This window comes from uncultured Pseudokineococcus sp. (assembly GCF_947499845.1).
In the GTDB taxonomy this organism is placed as follows: domain Bacteria; phylum Actinomycetota; class Actinomycetes; order Actinomycetales; family Quadrisphaeraceae; genus Pseudokineococcus.
This window is the reverse complement of the sequence record NZ_CANMPM010000030.1, coordinates 1-19,794: the sequence shown is the minus strand read 5'-3', so window position 1 is coordinate 19,794 and position 19,794 is coordinate 1. Positions and strand designations below refer to the sequence as shown.

Annotated in this window: 16 protein-coding genes and 1 pseudogene; 9 read left to right on the top strand and 8 right to left on the bottom strand. The window is 73.4% G+C overall.

Annotated elements, in window-relative coordinates; genetic code table 11:
- Window positions 1–72: 72 nt before the first annotated feature.
- Window positions 73–408: pseudogene (locus Q0789_RS16090) on the top strand (integrase core domain-containing protein); the annotation flags it as partial.
- Window positions 409–438: 30 nt separating this feature from the next.
- On the opposite strand, the gene Q0789_RS16085 reads toward Q0789_RS16090, so the two are convergent.
- The 6 genes from Q0789_RS16085 to Q0789_RS16060 all read right to left on the bottom strand — a co-directional run bounded on the left by Q0789_RS16085 (window position 439) and on the right by Q0789_RS16060 (window position 11,724).
- Complete coding sequence (locus tag Q0789_RS16085; RefSeq protein ID WP_298806997.1) at window positions 439–2,436, bottom strand: EAL domain-containing protein; 1,998 nt, start codon at window positions 2,434–2,436, stop codon at window positions 439–441.
- A gap of 277 nt (window positions 2,437–2,713) precedes the next feature.
- Window positions 2,714–4,696, bottom strand: a complete 1,983-nt coding sequence (locus Q0789_RS16080) for a diguanylate cyclase (RefSeq protein ID WP_298806996.1) — start codon at window positions 4,694–4,696, stop codon at window positions 2,714–2,716.
- A 661-nt stretch (window positions 4,697–5,357) separates the two neighbouring features.
- Complete coding sequence (locus Q0789_RS16075; protein ID WP_298806995.1) at window positions 5,358–6,911, bottom strand: GAF domain-containing protein; 1,554 nt, start codon at window positions 6,909–6,911, stop codon at window positions 5,358–5,360.
- Between the two features lie 289 nt (window positions 6,912–7,200).
- Window positions 7,201–9,486 carry a diguanylate cyclase gene (locus tag Q0789_RS16070; protein WP_298807000.1) on the bottom strand — a complete coding sequence of 762 codons (2,286 nt, stop codon included), beginning with the start codon at window positions 9,484–9,486 and terminating at the stop codon, window positions 7,201–7,203.
- 344 nt (window positions 9,487–9,830) lie between these two features.
- On the bottom strand, window positions 9,831–10,889 hold the full coding sequence (locus Q0789_RS16065; protein WP_298806994.1) for a YihY/virulence factor BrkB family protein: 1,059 nt from the start codon (window positions 10,887–10,889) through the stop codon (window positions 9,831–9,833).
- Between the two features lie 388 nt (window positions 10,890–11,277).
- The gene (locus tag Q0789_RS16060) at window positions 11,278–11,724 is read right to left on the bottom strand and encodes a hypothetical protein (RefSeq protein WP_298806993.1); all 447 of its coding nucleotides are present in this window, start codon (window positions 11,722–11,724) and stop codon (window positions 11,278–11,280) included.
- Window positions 11,725–12,069: 345 nt separating this feature from the next.
- Between Q0789_RS16060 and Q0789_RS16055 the strand changes: the two genes are divergently transcribed.
- The 7 genes from Q0789_RS16055 (at window position 12,070) to Q0789_RS16025 (ending at window position 16,500) form a co-directional block, all read left to right on the top strand.
- Entirely contained in the window at window positions 12,070–12,771 is a 702-nt protein-coding gene (locus Q0789_RS16055; protein WP_298806992.1) for a TetR/AcrR family transcriptional regulator C-terminal domain-containing protein, read from the top strand.
- A gap of 233 nt (window positions 12,772–13,004) precedes the next feature.
- Window positions 13,005–13,871 (top strand): PRC and DUF2382 domain-containing protein, encoded by an 867-nt coding sequence (locus Q0789_RS16050; RefSeq protein ID WP_298806991.1) that lies wholly within the window; start codon window positions 13,005–13,007, stop codon window positions 13,869–13,871.
- 74 nt (window positions 13,872–13,945) lie between these two features.
- Window positions 13,946–14,371, top strand: coding sequence for a DUF2382 domain-containing protein (locus tag Q0789_RS16045; protein WP_366917765.1), 426 nt, complete (start codon window positions 13,946–13,948; stop codon window positions 14,369–14,371).
- 68 nt (window positions 14,372–14,439) lie between these two features.
- The gene (locus Q0789_RS16040; protein ID WP_298803370.1) at window positions 14,440–14,637 is read left to right on the top strand and encodes a hypothetical protein; all 198 of its coding nucleotides are present in this window, start codon (window positions 14,440–14,442) and stop codon (window positions 14,635–14,637) included.
- A gap of 86 nt (window positions 14,638–14,723) precedes the next feature.
- Entirely contained in the window at window positions 14,724–15,419 is a 696-nt protein-coding gene (locus Q0789_RS16035; RefSeq protein ID WP_298806990.1) for a hypothetical protein, read from the top strand.
- A 92-nt stretch (window positions 15,420–15,511) separates the two neighbouring features.
- Window positions 15,512–15,871, top strand: a complete 360-nt coding sequence (locus Q0789_RS16030) for a phage holin family protein (protein WP_366917767.1) — start codon at window positions 15,512–15,514, stop codon at window positions 15,869–15,871.
- Window positions 15,868–16,500, top strand: a complete 633-nt coding sequence (locus Q0789_RS16025) for a DUF3618 domain-containing protein (protein ID WP_298806988.1) — start codon at window positions 15,868–15,870, stop codon at window positions 16,498–16,500. The genes Q0789_RS16030 and Q0789_RS16025 overlap by 4 nt, the downstream gene beginning before the upstream one ends.
- A gap of 931 nt (window positions 16,501–17,431) precedes the next feature.
- On the opposite strand, the gene Q0789_RS16020 is transcribed toward Q0789_RS16025, so the two are convergent.
- Together Q0789_RS16020 and Q0789_RS16015 are read right to left on the bottom strand one after the other, a co-directional pair.
- Window positions 17,432–17,743 carry a hypothetical protein gene (locus Q0789_RS16020; RefSeq protein ID WP_298806987.1) on the bottom strand — a complete coding sequence of 104 codons (312 nt, stop codon included), beginning with the start codon at window positions 17,741–17,743 and terminating at the stop codon, window positions 17,432–17,434.
- 305 nt (window positions 17,744–18,048) lie between these two features.
- Window positions 18,049–18,489: an IS30 family transposase gene (locus Q0789_RS16015; RefSeq protein ID WP_298806998.1), complete on the bottom strand. Its 441-nt coding sequence runs from the start codon at window positions 18,487–18,489 to the stop codon at window positions 18,049–18,051.
- Between the two features lie 251 nt (window positions 18,490–18,740).
- Here Q0789_RS16015 and Q0789_RS16010 point away from each other — a divergent pair.
- On the top strand, window positions 18,741–19,794 hold a 1,054-nt coding region (locus Q0789_RS16010), incomplete at its 3' end, for an IS110 family transposase (RefSeq protein ID WP_298806986.1).

Genomic DNA, 19,794 nt, shown 5'->3' with positions numbered 1-19,794 from the left:
CCCCCGCCGAGGCTCTCGACGAGCAGCTACGGTCGCTGCACCAGGCCGGTGTTGCATCGACCGGTTGAACCCAGTCAGTTCACGTCGCTGCGCTACGGAGAACGCCTCGCCGAGATCGGCGCCGTCCCGTCGATCGGGACGGTCGCGGACTCCTACGACAACGCCCTGGCAGAGACGGTCAACGGCTACTACAAGGCCGAGCTGATCCGCGGGCCCGCCCGCCCGGGGCCATGGAAGAGCGTCGAGGACGTCGAGCTCGCCACCCTCAGCTGGGTGCACTGGCACAACACCACCCGGCTGCACGGCTACCTCGGCGACGTCCCACCACTGGAGCACGAGGCGGCCTTCTACGCTGCCACCGGGACCGACCACACCGAGGTCGACTTCCCAACGCTCGAGCCTCTATGAGAGCCAGGGCGACAGTGGTGCTGGTGTTGCTCAGGTGGGCGCGCTCGGCGCGGGGCGGTTGGTGAGGGCTGGGGTGGTTGTTGTGGGTGGCGTGGTGGGGTGTTGGTCTTCGGTGGCTGGTCGCTGTCGTGGGGGTGTGGGGTGCTGGGGTAGGTGGTCGGTGGGGGGTGCGGGGCGCGCGAGGTGGTAGCCCTGGCCGTGGGTGGCGCCGAGCTGGGTGAGGGTGTTGCGCTCGGCGGGGGTTTCGATGCCTTCGGCGACGAGGTGGGCGCCGATCTCGGTGGTCAGGCCGATGAGGGCGCGGGCGATGGCGCGGCGGGCGGGGTCGGTGTCGATGTCGCGGACGAAGGTGAGGTCGAGCTTGACGATGTCGGGGTGCAGGCGGGTCAGGTGCTGCAGGCTGGCGTAGCCGGCGCCGGTGTCGTCGATGGCCAGGCGGATCCCGCGGGCGCGTAGTTCGTCGAGGACGCGGACGAGGGCGGGGTAGTCCTCGACGTGGTCGTGCTCGGTGAGCTCGACCACGAGCTGGTGGGTGGTCTGGGTGGCGGCGGTGGTGAGCTGGTCGCGGGTGGCTGGGTGCAGCAGGGCTTGGGCGGAGAGGTTGACCGACAGGTAGCGGCCTGGGGGGAGGTGCGGCAGCCAGCTGAGGGCGGCGGCGGCGGTGGCTTGCTCGAGCTGGACGCCCAGGCCGAGGCGGCCGGCCTCGGCGAAGACGAGGTCGGGTCGGCGGGGTGCGCCGGCGGGGTCGGTGAAGCGGGTCAGGGCTTCGTACCCGGCGGGGGCGCCGGTGGCCAGGTCGACGATGGGTTGCAGGACGGTGGCGCGTCGTCGTCCGTCGAGGTAGGGGGCGAAGGCCTGCTGCTGGTTGCGCTGGTCGGCGCGGTGGTGGTTCTCGCGGGCGATCTGGGCGCCGATGAGCTCGGCGAGGGCGGTCAGGGCGCCGAGCTGGGTGCTGCTGAGGGGTTCGGTGGGGTCGGGTCCGAGCCCGCACAGGGTGCCGTAGGTGCTGCCGTCGGGCAGGGGGACGGGGACCCCGCAGTAGGCGCCGACGCCGAGGGCGTCGGTGACGGGCATCGGTCCCAGGAGGGGGTGGGCTCGTACGTCGGGGACGGTGGCGGGCAGCGTGTGGTCGAGCACGAGCCCGCAGTAGCCCTGGGTCACGTCGATGGTGGTGCCCTCGGCGAGCATGCCGGGGTGGGCGGCGTGCGGCGTTCGAGGGGTGGCGTCGGTGGTGTCGACGGCGACGAAGGTCTGGGTGCTGCCTTGGATGCGGGTGAGCGCGGTGGTCTGCAGCCCGACCGTGGTGCGGGCGGCGGCGACCAGGCGGCGGACGACCGGTGAGATCCCGGGGTGGGCGCCGGTGTGGTGGGCGTCGGTGTGGTGGGCGACGTCGTGGCCGCTGGTGGCCATCGCGGTGAGCAGCTCGTGGGACTGGCGGGCCGCGCGCAGGGCCCCGAGGCAGGCGCCGGCGTGCAGGGCCAGGGCGGCGACCAGGGCCTGGTCGCGGGCGTCGAAGTGACCCCGGCCGGGTGGGTGGGACAGGTAGAGCCCGCCGATGACGTCCTCGTGGTGGGTCAGTGGTGTGCCGAGCAGGGCGGCCATTGGGGTGTGCCCCGGTGGCAGGCCGACTCCTTCGCCGTGGCTGCGCAGGTCCTCCAGGCGCAGGGTCTGCCCGGCCAGGACCAGGCCGAGCAGGCCCAGGGGGCGCGGCAGGCGTGGCATGGCGGTGACCTGTGCGGTGGTCATGCCTTGGTGGGCCATGGCGGTGGGACGCCCGTCGGGGCCGGTCAGCAGGGCGATGCCGAAGCGGGCGCCGGTCAGGGCCCGGGTGAGGTCGACCAGGCGTTCGAGGACACCTTGTTTGGTCCTCTCCTGCCCGAGGGCGGCGACCTCGTCGAGGACGGCGACGAGGTCGCCGCGCTCGGGTGGACGGGTGTCGCCGCGCTCGGGTGGACGGGTGTCGCCGCGCTCGGGTGGACGGGTGCTCGCCGGGCCAGGTGCGTGGTGGGCGTCGTCGGTGGGGTGCACTACCGCTCCTCTCGCGCCGGTCGGCGCACGGGCCGGCGGGACCCGGCCCGGTGAGCGGGCGGTGTCCTGGGGTGTGCCGGACCGGCTGGGTCGAGGGCGGTCGCGTCCCTCCACGGTAGTTGTCGGTCGTGGTGAGTGCAGGGGTGATACCTGATCGGCGCAGCGGCCGGTGGGCCACCCTGGTGGCCGAGCGAGGGGCCTGCTACCGGCGGGTGACCTGGTTGCGATCACCGGTTGTGGTCACCGGGGTGGTCACCGGTTGTGGTCACCGGGGTGGTCACTGGGTGCTCGGGGTGGGTGTGAGCGTTGGTCGGGTCTGCCGGGGCAGGGGGTCGGGGGCGGTGACGGTGGTGTCGCGGCCGCCGTTCTTGCCGGCGTACAGGGCTGCGTCGGCGCGGCGCATGACCTGCGCGGCGTCCTCGCCGGGGGTCCAGCGGGCCAGGCCGATGGTGCAGGTCTGCCCGGCCGGGACGGCGGCGTGGATGCGGGCGGCGACGGCGAGGGCCTGCTGGGTGGTGCAGCCGGGCAGGGCGAGGGCGAACTCTTCCCCGCCCCAGCGGGCGAGGACGTCGATGTCGCGCAGCTGGGCGGTGGCGGCGTGGGCGAAGGCGCGCAGCAGCTCGTCACCGGCCAGGTGGCCGTGGGTGTCGTTGTAGGCCTTGAAGTGGTCCAGGTCGACGATCGCCATCGTCAGGGGCTGCCCGCTGCGGCGGGCTCGGGCGGTCTCGGTGGCGGTCGCGGTGTCCCAGCGGCGCCGGTTGACCAGGCCGGTGAGGGGGTCGTGGTCGGCGGCCTGGGCCAGGCGGGCGAGCAGGTCCTCGCGTTCGACGGCGGCGGCGGCCTCGCTGGCCAGGGTCTCCAGCATGGGCGGCACGTGGTCCGGCAGGGCCGCCAGGGGTCGGTGCCAGACCAGGGTCAGCACGCCGAGGGACTCCTGCCGGTGGCTGCGTACGGGCTGCCAGGCCGCGGAGGCGAACCCGGCGAGGTGACGCACGGGCGCCGAGAGGTGCGGGGCCTGCCGGACGTCGGCGAGGAAGTGCGCGCGGCCGGTGCGGAAGGCGCGGGCGGTCAGGGACGGTTCGCCGTCCAGGGCGAAGGTCGCCGGGGTGGTGTCCGCCCCGGTGCTGGCGGTGGTGGTGATGTTGCCGGCACCGTCGGGCTCGAGGAGGTGGACCAGGTCCGCGCCGGTGATCTGCTGGGCCGCGCGGCAGATGTCGGTGCGGACCTGTGCGGAGGTGTGCACCAGCCGCGCGGCACCGGCCAGGACGCGGGCGTGCTCGGTGCGCTGGTCGGCCTCGGCGGCCTGGGCGCGGACCTGGCCCAGCAGCACCTGGCGTTCGTCCCGGCCCAGGGCCAGGACCAGGCCCAGGACGGCGACCATTCCGACGAAGGCCTGCACGAGCAGGGCCGTGAGGGCGTCGTCGTCGACGAAGGCGAACGGGCCGTCACCGCCCAGGGTGAAGACCACGGCGAGGACCCCGACGGCCAGGGAGTGCAGCGCGACCACGGTGGTGTCGAAACGCAGCGCCGCCCACACGGTCACCACCAGCAGCGGGAAGGCGATCGGCAGGGTCTGCAGCACGTCGAAGATGACGAGGTAGGCCACGCCCGAGACGACCAGCAGGCCGGTCAGCTCGCCAGTGCCGGCGCGTCCGAGCCGCTGCCAGGGCAGCTCGGCGCGCATCACCGGTGCTGGGACCGCGCCCGCGCCGCGGCGGCCGCTGCGCCAGGCGGTGGCCAGGTAGCCCACCCGCAGGCCGACGGTCAGACCCAGCACCAGGCTGACGCTGTTGCGGACCAGCCACACCGCGGCGGTCAGCGTCGACCACTGACCGGTGAGCAGGCCTGCGCCGACCACACCGACCAGCGCGCCACCAGCGCTGGCGACGGCAGCGGCGCCCAGCAGCACGATCAGGTGCCGGGTGCCGGTCAACGGCCGGCGGCCACCGGCCCCCCACAGGTCGGGGGCCCACCGGTGCAGCAGGGCCTGCACCAGGGTGACCTGCAGGAGGTTGGCGGCCACGAAGCACCCGGCCAGGGCGCCCGAGGCGCCCGTCGCCCGGTTCAGCACGAAGGTGATCAGCGCCAGGGCGGCCACGTCGAGGACCAGGGTGCCGGCGCGGCGTTGCGCGGCGAACCACACGGCCGCCACGCCCGCGGCGGGCCAGACCAGGCTGAGGCTGGTGCCGTCCATCACCGTCAGGCGCCCCGCCAGGACCGCGGCCGCGAACGCGGTGGCGAACACCGCGCTGCGTGCCACGGCGCCACCAGTCGGCCCGGGTCCCGTCGTCACCACACTTCTCACCCATTTCCCTGTGCTGGACGTCGAGGAACCCATCGGCGGCACGGCCTGCGCCCCTGAGCCCCGGGAAGACAAGATCACCGCATAGGTCTGCCCCGTCCGTCGCCCCCGTGCGTCCCGTCCCCCCGCCCCGCAGATGACGGGCCGGTAGCGGGTGGGCGCCGCCCGAGGCCAGGGAGGCGCGGTCGGCGCAGGCGGCAGGGGCGGCGATCGCCCCGCTGGCACCTCAGGTCCAGAGGGCCTCGCCCGCGGCGGGGCGGCGCAGCAGCACCGGGCTCGGGCGCTCACCGTGCTCGGGGCAGACCCATCGGGCACGGTGGCGCGTGCGGCCGGCGGCGGGTGGGCCGGGCAGGTAGTCGCAGTCCCGGCGGCACAGGTCGCACCCGCGGACAAGGAGCCGGCGCGGCCGCGTGGGCGCCAGCACCGACCGCGCGTACTCCTCCATCGTGATGGCCCCCGGGACCGCCTCGCCTTCCCCCGGCGCTGGCTCCTCCGCCGGGGACGGCGGGGGCTGCTGCGCGGGTGGGTGGGGCTGGCGGTGCTCACCGGTGTCCACGGTCGTCGGTCCCCGCGGTCGTCGTCGTGGTCGTGGTCGCGGTCGCGCCGAGGTCACCCGAGGTCAGCCGAGGATGGCTCGGGTCACCGCGAGCTGCTCGGTGAGGATGCCGCTGATCATGGTCTGGACGTCGTTGATCTCGGCGACGGTGGCGTGGATCTCGGCCAGGGAGGTGGTGACGGCGTCGACGCGCTGCTGGATGGACTGCACCCGGGTGTCGACGTCGCCGGTGGCGCGCTCGGTCTCCCCCGACAGGCTCTTGACCTCTCCGGCGACGACGGCGAAGCCCTTGCCGGCCTCTCCGGCGCGGGCGGCCTCGATGGTCGCGTTGAGGGCCAGCAGCTTGGTCTGGGCGGCGATGGAGGCGATGGTCGCGACGACGTCGTGGATCTCCGCGCTGGCGCGCCCGAGGGCCTCGACCTGGGCGTTGGCCTCCTGGGTCAGCGCCCCGGAGCGGCCGGCGACGTCGGTCGCGGACACCACGCCGCGCTCGACCTCCCCGATCGAGGTCAGCAGCTCCTGCCCGGCGGTGCGCAGGCGGTCTTCGGCGGCGAAGCGCTCCAGGGCCTGCCCGACGAGGAAGGCGGTGTTGCGCAGCGCGCTCATCCGGCTGTCGGCCATCAGCAGGGTGCGGGTGGCGAAGAAGTCCATCGTGCCGATCAGGTGCCCCCCGACGGTGATCGGCAGACACACCCCGGACTTGACCCCGGCCCGCTGGGCGGCGGGGCGGCGCACGCAGTCGGTGAGCTCACCGAGATCCTCCACGAACACCAGGTCCCCGCGCTCCCAGGCCCGCCCCGACAGGCCGACGCCGCGGGCGAAGGACGCTGCGAGGGTGACCTGGCGGAACTCAGGCCCGGCGTCGCCGGACTCGGTCGCGAAGCGCAGCACCTGCGCGGCCTCATCCAGGCGCCAGAAGGAGCCGTACTGCCAGTCGAAGTCCCGGCGGATGGTCTCCAGCGCCACCCGCAGGGCCTGCTCCTCGCTGGTCGCCGTGGTGAGCTCGCGCAGGACGGTGGAGACGGCGTCGACGTCCTGGGCGGCCTTCTCCTGCCGCACCACCTCGTGCAGGCGCTCCAGCGCCCGTGAGACCAGGGTCGCGACCGAGCGCAGCACGTCCAGGCGCCCCGGGGAGGGGTCCAGGTGCTCGGTGGTGAAGAAGTCCATCGTGGCCACGACGCGCCCGTCCTCCAGCACGGGGAAGCTGATGCCGCTGCGCACGCCCGCGCGCCGGGCGGCCGGGGCGCGCACGCAGTCGGTCAGCTCGGCCAGGTCGGCCACGAACACCAGCTCGCGGCGGCGCCACGCCCGCCCGGACAACCCGACGCCCTCGGCGAAGGTGGCGTCCTGGGTGACCTGCCGGAACTCCGGCCCGACCTCGCCGCTGTCCTGGCCGAACCGCAGCACCCCCGCAGCCGGGTCCAGGGCCCAGTAGGAGCCGTAGGCCCACCCGAACCGCGACCGGACCGCCTCCAGCGCCGCACGCACGGCCTCCTGAGCCGAGCCGGCGTCGCCGACGGCGCGCACGACGTCGACCAGGGCGCCCACGTCGGCCTGGTAGGCCGCCGTCTCCTCCCGCAGCCGGGCGGTGGTGGCGGTGACGGGCCTGGCGAACATGGCGGCTCCTGCCTCGGGTGAAGACCGCCCCGCCGGACGACGAGGACGGCGTGTGCCAGCTCCGACGGCCGGGGGCAGGGGCCGCGCAACACCCGCCGCCGTAGCGGACGGACGCTGTCCTCCTCGTCGGTCACACCGGCCAGTACCTGAGACGTTCCAGGGGTCGGAGTCAGCAGGCACACGGACGCTCGCCGGGGAAGCGGTCGCTGAGGCGACGCCACCAGCTTCAGAAGCACGTAGATGCTGCTGGAGGACGGAGGCCCGTCCCGGGGCAGTGACGTCTCGAAGGTCACTGCTCGAGGGTGGCGGCGCGGCGTGCTCGCTTGGTGGCGTACATGCGCTGGTCGGCCTCGTGGAGGAGCTCGCCGAAGGTGGCCCCGTCCCGCGGGCTGAGGCCGAGGCCGATGCTGGCGCCGACGGCGACCGTCCGCCCGCCGAGGTCGACGGGGCGGGCCACGGCCGCGGCGACGGCCGCGGCCACGCGCCGGGCGTCCTCCTCGGCGGTCGCCGGGTCGAGCGCCGGCAGCGCGACGAGGAACTCGTCGCCGCCGAGGCGCGCGAGCAGGTCGGTGCGCCGGATCGCCTCCCGGATGCGCCGGGCGAGGGCCACCAGCAGCTCGTCGCCCACCGCGTGGCCGTGCTCGTCGTTGACGGCCTTGAACCCGTCGAGGTCGCAGAAGAGCAGCGCCACCGCGTGACCGGCCAGGCGCGCGTCCCACAGCGCCGCCTCCACGCGCTCCTCGAGCCGCCGGCGGTTCGTCAGCCCGGTCAGCGGGTCGGTGTAGGCGAGGCGCTCGACCTGCTCCACGAGGGCGCGCGCCCGGTCGCGCTCGGTCTCGAGCGCCCGCTGGGCCTCGACCCGGGCGGTGACGTCGTTCTGGACCCCGATGTACTGGAGCACCTGGCCGTCCGCGCCGAGGACGGGGGCGAGGTAGATCTCGTTCCACCACGGCGCCCGCTCCGGGCCCCGGTAGTTCAGCAGGACGCCGCGCCACTCTTGGGCAGAGGTGATGGCTTCGCGGATCTGCTGTACCACGCCGGGGTCGGTGTCCTCGCCCTGGAGGAAGCGGCAGTTGCGGCCCAGCACCTCCTCGACGGCCATGCCCGAGAGCTGCTCGAAGGCCTTGTTGGCGTAGACGAGCGGCTGGTCGGGGCGCCGCATGTCCGCGATCGCGACTCCGCTGGTGGTGGCCGCGAGCGCGCGGTGCAGGAGCGCCTCGCCGGCCGGCGTGGCGACTACCGCAGGCGCTGACCGGGCGGGGGTCCCTGCTCCGCCCCCGCGACCGGCGCCCGCGCGCGCGTCCTCACCGGCGCTCGGTCGCTGCTGGTCGTTCTCGGTGATCGACGGCACGTGCTGGGGCGGGGCCACCCGCGAGAGCAGGCACCGCGCGGCGTCGACGACGGTGGCGCGCTCGTAGGTGAGGGCGTACTCGAACGTGCGCTGGGCGTCGGGGCCGGTGTCGCCGAGGTCGCGGGCGAGCAGGGCCGCGCTGAAGTGCGGGCCCAGGACGACGACGTCCCACTCGCCGCGGACCGCGTCGTCGGCCGCCAGCGTCGTGCCCCGCAGGCCCGCGATGGGCTCCGCGGGCAGGCCCTCCCCCAGGGCGCAGACGAAGCCCGTGCGCTCGACCAGGTCGCGGTAGCGGGCGGCGGTGGCGGGCGTGAAGTGCTTGGCCTCCTGGAAGGTGGAGGCGACGACGGCGGTCTCGCCCAGGCGCAGCGCCTCCCGCTCGAGCTGCTTGCTCAGCTCGATCAGCAGCGCCTTGGGCGAGCGGCGCAGCTCGTGGTGCGCCTGCAGCAGAGCGAACGGCGACGTCGCGGCGAGGTCGACGCCGGCGCGGGGCGGCAGCACGAGCTCGCCGACCTCGAACGCGGGCGCGGGCCCCGGCCCGGGACGACCGAAGAGCCACCCCTGGCCCAGGCGCGCCCCCAGGGCCCGGCCGACCCGCAGGTGCCGCTCGTCCTCGATGCCCTCGGCGAGGACCACGGCGCCGGACGACTCGGCGTAGGCGTTGACGGCGTTCATGATCTGCGCCACGGCGGGCCCGGGGCGCTCCTGCACCAGCCGCAGGTCCAGCTTGACGACGTCGGGGCGCAGCAGCGGCATGAACGCGAGCGACATCGCGTCCGCGCCGACGTCGTCGAGCGCGATGCCCCAGCCGATCTCCCGGACCCGGTCGACCGTGCGCAGCAGCTCCGCCGGCCGGTGGGCTAGGGCCCGCTCGGTGATCTCCACGACCACCCGCAGGTCCCCCGGGGCGCCGGCCGCGATGGCGAGGAGGTCATCCAGCGGGGCGCTGTCGAGCACCTCGGGCTCGACGTTGACGAAGAGCGTGAGCGGCGCCAGCAGCCGCTGCTCCAGCGCGCTGCGGAAGGCGGCCTCACGACACGCGGCGTCCAGCTCGGCGAGCAGGCCCTGCGTGCGGGCCGCGGCGAACAGGTGGTCCGGGCGCTCGAGCGCGCTGCCCCGGGGGCCGCGCGCCAACGCCTCGTAGGCGACGACCCGACCGCTGTCGAGGTCCACGATCGGCTGGAAGACGCTGCGGACCAGTCCGGTATCCAGCACTACCTCCATCGCGGCTTGGACATCGACCTGGGCGGTCTGGGCAGGCACAAATGTGGCGCCAGGCCGAGGGGGTAGACGCTGGCGACCTGAGGAGCTGGACGCCGGAGGAGAGGTCGAGTGCATACTTCCTCTCTCGTCCGCAACGCCGCGGGACTGAGCCTCCGAGGGGTCAGCGACCTGAGTGCACAAAGGAAAGGTCGCTCGCCTGGGGCAAGCGAGTTCCTCGCGCAAGCGCCGGACCACCACTCCGTCCCGCTCAGGCCGCCTAGGCTCGTCCAAGACCACGTGCGTCCGGTTCGCTGAGCGTGCGCCGCCCTCGCTGCCGCGCGCCCCTGCCCAGGGCTTACTCGAAGCTAGTCGCCTTCGCCACGCCGACGCAGTCGACGACCCTGCTCGACCACCTGGCGCCGCTTGGTGGCCTTCTTGTCGCTGGCGGTGGTGTCTCGGGGTGGCAGCTGGACGGTGTCTTCGGCGGGCATGCCGGCCTGGAGCTCGCGGCCGCGTTCGACCTCGGCGTCGACCTCAGCGCCGAAGAGAAGGGCGAGATTGGTGATCCACAGCCACAGCAGCAGTACGACGGCGCTGGCTAGGGCGCCGTACTTGGCTCCGTAGTTGCCGAAATTGGCGACGTAGACGGCCAGGGCGACTGAGGCGAGCATCCAGACCGCGATGGCGATGAAGGCGCCCAAGCTCATCCACCGGAACTTCGGCTGCTGCACGTTGGGGGTGGCGTAGTACAGCATCGCCACGACGAGGACGACGACGAGCAGCAGGACCGGCCACTTGGCGATCTGCCAGGCGGTGACGGCCGCGGCACCGAGGCCGAGGACGTCGCCGATGGACTGGGCGACCGGGCCGCTGAGTACGAGGATGAGCAGGGCGGCCACGACGAGCAGCAGCGCCACCAGGGTGATCACGAGCATGACGGGCCGCAGCTTGTAGAAGGGGCGGCCTTCTTCGACCTCGTAGACGTCGTTCATCGCCCGGGAGAACGCGCCGACGTACCCCGAGGCCGACCACAGCGACCCGGCCAGGCCGATGACCACGCTCAGGCTCAGGCCGGCGGTCGTGGTCTGGTTCTCGATGAAGCCGTTGATGGTCTGCGCGGTGCTGGAGGGGAGAAGGTCGGTGATGACTTGCTGGAAGGCGTCGAGCACGCTGGCGTTCTGGCCGAGGATGCCCAGCAGGGACACCAGCGCCAGCAGCGCGGGGAAGAGGGCCAGCACGGCGTAGTAGGTCAGCGCGGCGGCCAGGTCGGTGCACTTGTCCTTGGTGAACTCCGAAGCGGCGCGCTTGAGCACGTACCCGGTGGTGGGTTTGGTCATCTCGGTGGGGCTGCTGGGCTTGCGCTCGTCATCGGGGTGCGGCGCGGCAGTACGGCCGTGGTCGGGGTGGTTCGCGCTCTGGGTCATCTGCGCTCCTGGACTGTTGAAGGCGGTGGCCGGCGTAGCCGGGCGGGGCGTCGGGGCCGCGGGGTCGTCAGTTGCGGACGAGGACGCCGGTGTGCACTGGCACCCGGGGGTTCTCAGCGCGGGCGGCGGGTGCTGAACGGCCCCAGCGCCCGCTCTGCGTCGGGCATCGCGCGGGGCGTCGCCTCCAGCAGCTGTCGCAGCTGGCGTCCCGCGGTCTCGCGGACGGCTGGGTCGGGGTCGTCCAGGCGAGCCCGGATCGCCCTGCGGAGGGCCTGGCTCTGGTCGTGGGTCGACGCGGCGCGGTCTCCGCTGCGGCCCTGGGCCGTGGCGCGTCCTGGACCGCTGCTCATGGTGGGCTCGACCTGCCTGGTGGCCGGCGTCGTCGGGGTCAGGACTCGGCCGGGGGCAGCAGGGTGGCGTTGGTGTCGTCGGCTCGGCTGCGGGCGGTGCTGGCGGTGTCGGGGTCGACGTCGGTGTCCCCCGCCGGAGACAGCCCGTAGTGGCGGTAGAGGCCGACCTCGTGCTCGGAGTCCAGGTGATCGTCGTCGCCATCGGTGGGCGCGTCCCGCACCTGCTGATGGGTCACGTCCAGGTGCAGGCGCCCACGGGCGTAGGACGCCGACGCCAGTGGCGCGAAGCGCTGGGCCGCCGTCTGGTCATGATCCTGCCCACGGGTGCTCTCGGTGTGCTGGCCGGTCACCCGCACAGACACCCAGGCCGGGGCCCCGGTGTGGTCGTCGTAGTAGATGCCCGTGACCGGGCCTACGACCTGCCCGTGCCGGTCCACGGCGGTGGCGCGGGCGACCAGAAAGGCCTGGTCTTCGGTGATGGGCATGGGACAGGGTCCTCCTGGAGCAGCGCGCGGGTGAAGGACGGTGCGGACACGACCATGCCCGCCGCCTCTTCCCTTACACCGTAAGAGCCCGGGGGCGTGCGCGTCCAGGAGCCCCGGTGATGTCACCGGCGATGGACGCCGCGACGGTCGGCGCTGCAGGCGGGAGTTTGGTTCGATAGGACCCCGGTGCCCAGCACCGGGTCCCGGCGGCGGAGCCCACCTCGCCGGGTCGAGACCGGCGGAGGGGTGTGAGCAGCGGCCGTGGCACCGGCGTCCAAGCGCGAGCAGCCACCCGAGCCCGCCGGTCCCGGCGGGTGCAACGGGTCGACCCGCCGCCGCCCGCCGTTGAGCCGTAGCGCGGTCCTCGAAGCCGGGATCGACTACGTCGACCAGCACGGCCTCGGGGAGCTGTCGATGCGGCGCCTGGGCGCGTTCCTGCAGGTCGAGGGCATGTCGCTGTACCGGTACGTCCGCAGCCGCGAAGAGCTGCTGGACGCGATGGTCGACCGGGTGATGGACCAGCTGTACGCCGACCCGTCGGTGCTGCTGGGACCCGGCGACGACTGGGACGACTTCCTGCGCCGGATCGCGACCGGGGTCCGCCGCGTCGCCCACACCCACCCTCAGCTGTTCCCCTTGGTCGCGACCCGCCACCCTGCGGCCCCGTGGATCCGCCCTCCTCTGCGCAGCCTGCGCTGGGTCGAGGGGTTCTTGTCCGGGCTGCTGGCGCGGGGGTTCAGCGACGAGGCGGCCATCTACGCCTACCGCGCTTTCGGCAGCTTTCTGGTCGGGCGGCTGCTCGTTGACGTCGCCGCCGCGGGCGTCTCCCCCGGCAAGACCGTCGCCCAGGCCGAGCAGGTCACCAGCGGGCAGAGCCCGGACAGCCCCGTCGAGCACCTGCACGGCACCGAGGTCGACTTGCAGGCCTTCCCCACCATCACCCGCCTGGCCGACAAGCTCGCCGTCGAGGACCTCGGAGATGAGTTCGACGACGCCCTCGAGACCCTCATCACCCGCGTCGACCGGGCCCGCCGTGCTCTCACCTGAGGCCTCTGGCGCTGCGCGGTCCACGACTGGCACCCTCGCCTCCAGGGCGCTCCCCGCGCCCCCACGCCAGCGACGTCGTCTTCGGTTGGCGTCACCCCCGCACCGCCCCTAGCGTCTTACGCCGTAAGAACGAAGGGGCCACGTGCTCGCACGATGCCGGGCCCTGGTCCGCGCCCGGGGCGGCACGCCGCCGCCTCGGACCTGACAACCAGACAACTCAGGAGTAGGGACTCATGGCCAGCGACCAGCAGATCCGGGACCTGTACGCGGCGACCGTCGTGTCCACCAACGGCGACAAGATCGGCGCCGTCGAGCAGGTCTACCTCGACGACACCAGCGGTGAGCCCGAGTGGGTCACCGTCAAGACCGGCCTGTTCGGGTCGGCGCAGTCCTTCGTGCCGCTGGCCGCCGCCGCGGTCGAGGGCGACCAGATCCGGGTGCCCTTCCTGAAGGACCGGATCAAGGACGCCCCGCGGATGGAGGAGGACGAGGACCTGTCCCCCGCCCAGGAGGCCGAGCTGTACCGCTACTACGGCCTCGAGGACAGCGGCGACGCCGCGACCACCACCGGTGAGACCACCGGCACCGTCGCCGGCACTGACACGACCACCGGCACGCCGGGGACCACCACGGCCGGGGCCGGGGAGGGCGTTCGCGGACAGGGCCGCGACACGAGCGGTCCGAACACCGACGACGCGATGACCCGCTCGGAGGAGCGGGTCGCCTTCGGCACCCAGGAGCGCGAGTCCGGTCGGGCGCGCCTGCGCAAGCACGTGGTCACCGACCGCGTGACGGAGGAGGTCCCCGTGAGCCGCGAGGAGGCCGTGGTCGAGCGCGAGCCGATCACGGACGCGAACCGCGGCGACGCCGTCTCGGGCGGCGACCTCACGGAGGAGGAGCACGAGGTCACGCTCCACGAGGAGCGCGCGGTCGTCGACAAGGAGACCGTCCCCGTCGAGCGCGTGCGCCTCGGCACCGAGACGGTCGCCGACACCGAGACCGTGAGCGTCGACCGGCGCCGCGAGGAGATCGAGGTCGACGGTGACGCCACCGACGGCGGCGCGGCGGGCCGGGGCACCGGCGACGCCGACCGCCGCTGACGGCCACGGGCGAGGGCGAGGGGCGTCCCCGCTTCTCCGGGACGGGCGACCGCCCGGCCGCGGGTGCGGCCGAGGTGGTCCTCTCGGAGGAGCGGGCGGTCGCCCGGCGGCTCCGCGTGCCCGTCGAGCGGGTGCGGGTGGCCAAGCGCATCAGGACGGAGACCGTGCGCGTGGAGGTCGACGTCGAGGTCCGGCGCGAGGAGCTCGTCGTCACGAGCGCGCCGGTCCCGCCCGAGGAGGGGGAGCGGCTCGCGGCCCCGGTCGAGGACGGCCCCGGAGCGGGCGGGGGCACCCCGGCGGAGGAGCGGGTCGTCCTCGTGCTCTCCGAGGAGGTCCCCGTCGTGGGCGTCGAGACGAGGCCGGCCGAGCGGGTGACCGTGGCCGTGCGCCGCGTCGAGGGCGTCGAGCGCGTCGTCGTCGACCTCGCCCGCGAGGTCGTCGACGTCGACGGCGCCCGAGGGGTCCCCGCCGGCACGAGCACGACCGACCAGCACCACTGACCAGACCAGCACCACCGACCAGACCAGCACCACCGACCAGCGCCGACCGGCGCGACGAGGAGGACGACGTGCAGATCCCCAAGCAGCAGGTGATCGACTTCATCAAGAGCAAGGTGGGCGGCGACAAGGCGGGCCAGGCGGACTCCGAGCTGCCCGACCAGGTCGACACCGACCGCGACGCCGGGCTGCTCCAGAAGTTCGGCGTGGACCCGAAGGAGCTCCTCGGGGGCTCCGGCGGCGGGCTCGGGAGCAAGCTCGGCCTCTGACGACCGCAACCGCGGTAGCCGCCGGGCCGGGACGTCTCTCGCGAGGCGTCCCGGCCCACAGCCATGACGACGACAGGAGATGCTCGATGAGCCACACCACCGACAGCAGGGATGGCACCCGCGAGCAGGCCAAAGAGGCCGGGCAGCAGGTCGCCGGCTCCGCGAAGGGCGCCGGCCAGGAGGTCGCCGGCTCCGCTAAGCAGGCCGGCCAGGAGGTCGCGGGCACGGCGAAGGAGAAGGCCGGCGAGACGGCCGACGAGGCGAGGACCCAGGCCCGCCACCTGTACGCCGAGGGCCGCGAGCAGCTGACCCAGCACGCCGGCGAGCAGCAGCGCCGCGCCGCCCAGGGGCTGTCGGCCGTGACCGGCGAGCTGCGCGGCATGGTCGACGGCAGCGATCAGCAGGGGCCCGTCACCGACCTGGCGCGCCAGGCGGCCGACCGGGTCGACGACGCGGCCCGCTGGCTGGGGGACCGCGAGCCCGCCCAGCTGCTCGACGACGTCCGCCGCTTCGCCGCACGTCGCCCGGGCACCTTCCTCGCCCTCGCCGCGGGCGCCGGCGTCCTCGCCGGCCGCCTGGGCCGCGGGCTGAAGGACTCCGGCTCCGACTCCGGGGCCGGCTCCTCGTCGAGCACCGCCTCGACCGGTACCCCCACGACCGGCGGCGCCGCCTACGGCACCGCCGCGGTGGAGCCGCGCGGGACGCACCTGCCCGCCGAGAGCGCCGGCACGGCCGGGACGTCCGCCGAGGAGCGGACCGCCCCGCGCGGGACGGCGCTGTGAGCGCCCGGGCCGAGGGCTCCCACCCCGTGGGCGAGACCGCGGACGCCCGGCACGCCACGGGCTCGGAGGACCACCGGTCGCTGGGCGAGCTGATGAGCGCCGTGACGACCGACGTGTCCACGCTCGTCCGCCAGGAGATCGCCCTGGCGAAGGCGGAGGCCAAGGAGTCCGCCGCCCACGCGGGCAAGGGCGCCGGGATGCTCGGCGGCGCCGGCGTCGCCGGGCACTTCGTCCTGCTCTTCCTCTCGATCGCCCTCTGGTGGGGCCTCGGGAACGCCACCGGCTACGGCTGGTCCGCGCTCGTGGTCGCGGCGCTCTGGGCCGTGGTCGCCGCGGTGCTGGCCGTCGTCGGCCGCGGCGAGCTCCAGAAGACCAAGGGCCTGCCCCAGACGCAGCAGTCCCTCCAGAAGATCCCGAACGCCGTCAAGGGGCACGAGGAGGAGAACCGATGAGCCAGAGCCCGGAAGAGATCCGCAGTGACATCGAGCGCACGCGGGCGTCGCTGAGCAGCGACGTCGACGAGCTCGGCCACGAGGCCAACCCGTCCACCCAGGCGCACCGCCAGGTGGACCGGGCCAAGGGCCGCGCCAACGACCTCAAGGAGCGCGTCATGGGCAAGGCCCACGACGCCCGCGACCAGGCCCACTCGGGCCGCGACGGCGCCGGGTCCGCGGCGGGCAGCGCCAAGGACGCGGTGGGCTCGGCGCCGCACCAGGCCGCCGACCGCACCCGGGGCAACCCCTTCGCCGCCGGCCTCGTGGCCTTCGGCGCGGGCCTGCTCGTGGCGGGGCTCATCCCCACGAGCCGCACGGAGCAGGACGCCGCCGAGCGGGCCAAGCAGAAGGCGCAGCCGCTCGTGGACGACCTCAAGGGCCAGGCCCAGGACGTGGCACAAGAGCTCAAGGAGCCCGCGCAGGACGCCGCGCAGTCGGTCAAGGAGTCGGCCCAGGGCGGCGCGCAGGAGGTCAGGGGCGAGGCCCAGGACCGCGCGCAGGACGTCAAGGGCCAGGCCCAGGACCGCGCCCAGGACGTCAAGGGCCAGGCGCAGGGCCAGGCCCAGCAGGTCCGCGACCAGGGCTGAGACGCCCGCGGGGTCCTGCCGTCCTCCTCCGGACGGCGCCCCCTCCGACGACGGCCCGGTGCGACGCGCCGGGCCGTCGTCGCAACCATCGACCGACACGAAGCACATCCCCCGGACCGCGCGGCCACTAGGAGTTCCACCATCGCAACCGACGACGGCCGCATCAGCGCAAACCCACCGCCCGAGCACCCGACTTCAGCTGCCTCACCGCTCGCCACCATTCCCACGACGGCCAGCAGCGGGTGCCAGTGCGGCGAGGACTACACCAGACGGTGGCCCGACATCACAGCCGCCAACCTCACCGGCATCCATCACCCTCTGTGCGCTGTACGCCTTGACCGCCTCGAGCACGCCGCCCGCCACACCAGCAGGCCCCGCCACAGAAAGGGACTACCGCAGGAGTCAGCAACACGCGGCGCGCAGCGTCCGCGCCGCGTCCTGTAAGCCGACTTCCAGTCGGCGAGCCGGAGCTCGCTCAAGGCGCTGGCCACGACGACGCCCTCGCCGTCCCGCATCCGATCGCCGGCCGGACAGCGTCCTGCTGTCGATCGCCGGCCGGACAACGTCCCGCTGTCGATCGCCGTCCGGTCACTCGCCCGTGCGCTTCCTATCCCCGGAGGACGTCGACGAGGTGCAGGACGGCGAAGGTGCCCATCCCCACGCCGGCGCCCAGAGCCAGACGTCGCCACCACGCTCGGCTGCTCACCGGGCGTAGACCCGGCTCTTCGACGATCCGTAGCCGCTCAGCTACCCGCCACGCGCGAGAACGCTGCTGCTCCATCTCGGCACGCTAGTCGCTGGCGTCCTCGCGAACCGGCCGGCGACGATCGCTAGACGGACAGCGTCCCGCTGTCGATCGCTGGTGGGAATGTAGGTAGCGCACACCGAAGGCGCCGGACGGCGCGCGGTTCGGCCCGCACTTGATCGCCGACTAGGCCAGGTAGGTCACAAAGAAGACGACCGTTGCGGACGCGACGAGCGCCAAGACGTGCAAGGTGATCCGACCGATCAAGTCCTTGCCTCGGCCCAGCAGCCATCCAGCCACGAGGGAGGCCATAGGTACGTGCACCAGCAGCGTCGCTGCCAGGGTCATCAGGAGCGAGGGTCCACTGGCGAGTCCGAAGCGATCCTGGGCCGTGCTGACGACGACCGACGCGATGACCAGCTGTCCGACGGCGAAGAGCGTCAAGAAGAGGGCCGAGACCCAGGTTCGCTGTGGACTCACATCATGTGCGACGGTCACAGCCGAGAAGGTAAGCCGGATTAACCTCCTCTCGCTGCCACCTCGCCTGCTTCGTCACCGTCGAGCGTAAGCAGGCGGTAGCCCACCGAGAGCGCGCGGAGCGCGTCCCAGCAGGCGACCGTCTCCCGGTACACCCCTCCCCTGTTGGCGCGCCGAGGCATTGCTTTGCTTCTGCGTCCCGATAGCCCTGTCCGGAGGTCCTATCCCGCACCGGGGGGCGGATTCCAGCGATCGACGCAACGCGGCGGCATTCTTCGGTCGCGTGCACGGTAGTGCACTGTTCGTTAGAGGGAGAGACGCCCTGGTCAGGCGGCTCGGGCGGCCTGTCGGAAGCGGAAAGCGGGGGTCTGGAAGCCCAAGCTCTTCCGTGGTCGGGTGTTCAGGTCGGTAACGACGCCACTGACGCGCTCGGCGCTATGCACCGACAGGTCAGTGTTCTTCGGGAAGTACTGGCGGACCAAGCCGTTGGAGTTCTCGTTCGCGCCGCGCTGCCACGGGCTGGACCGCTCAGCGAAGAACACCGGGATGCCCGTCTGAGCGGTGAAGTCCAGGTGTCTGGCCATCTCGGTGCCCTGGTCCCAAGTCAGCGTCCGGGCCAGGTGCGCCGGGACGGCCGCGAAGGTCTCGACCAGGGCCGCGGTCACCGTGGCCGCGGTGTGGTCGACGGGCAGGTTGATCACCACCCCGTCGTGAGTGACCCGCTCCCGCAGCGTGATCATCGCCGAAGTCGACCCGGCACCGATGATGAGGTCGCCCTCCTTACGGTCGTAGCGGGTGATGCCGGGGCCATCCGTAGGGTCCCGGTCGCCTCCTTGGGACGGTGGGTATGGCTCAGATCGCCCCGCCGCGTAAACGGCTCACTGGGAATGGCCGCCCGCCGTCCTGTCGGTAGCTCGACCGCTCATTGAGATTCGCGCACCTGAGCGTTGCGTAAGGACGTGCCGGCGCGGCTGCCAGTCAAGGAGAAACTCACAGCCGAAGAGAAGGAGATCGGTCCATGGGCGCGCTGTGGGCGGGCATCGACGCGGGCAAGCGAGCCCATCACTGCGTCGCGATGGATTCCGACGGCACCGTCGTGCTGTCCCGCCGGGTCGACAACGACGAGAGCCGGCTGCTGGACCTGATCAGCGAGGTCCTCGCGCTGGCCGACGGTGACCCGCTGGTGTGGGCCACCGACCTCAACGCCGGCGGCGCCTCGCTGCTCATCGGGCTGCTCGAAGCCCACGCCCAGCAGCTGCTGTACATCCCCGGGCGGGTCGTGCACCACGCCGCGGCGACCTACCGCGGGGACGGCAAGACCGACGCCAAGGACGCCCGCATTATCGCTGACCAAGCTCGCATGCGCCGCGACCTGCAGCCGGTGCGCACCGGCGATGAGGCCAGCACCGGACTGCGCCTGCTGACCGCCCACCGCACCGACCTCACCTACGACCGGGTCCGGATGATCAACAGGCTCAGAGCCCTGCTGCTGGACTACTTCCCCGCCCTGGAAGCGGCTTTCGACTACTCCAAGAAGGCCCCGCTGACGCTGCTGACCGGCTACGCCACCCCCGACGCCCTCCGGCGCCTGGGCACGGCGCGGCTGGCGGCCTGGCTGCGCGCCCGCGGATGCCGGTCCAGCGCCGCGATGGCCGACAAGGCCTTGGCCGCCGCCCACGCCCAGCACACCACCTTGCCCACCCAGGCCACCGGGGCCGTGCTCGTGGCCCGCCTCGCGGCGAAGATCACCGCCCTGGACGCTGACCTCGCGGCGTTGGACGCCGAGATCGCCGAGCACCTCGAGCGCCACGACGACGCGAAGATCATCATCAGCATGCCCGGCTTCGGTCCGCTGCTGGCGGCGACATTCATCGCCAACACCGGCGACCTGCGCGCCTTCGGGAGCGCTGATCGGCTCGCCTCGATCGCGGGCCTCGCGCCAGCGCCCTACGACTCAGGACGCATCGCCGGCAATCACCACCGACCACGCCGGTTGGTCAAGCCCGCTGGGGTGGTGTACCTGGTGGTGCGCGTGATGCTCGTGGTTGGTCAGGCCGTGAGGGCCTGCAGGG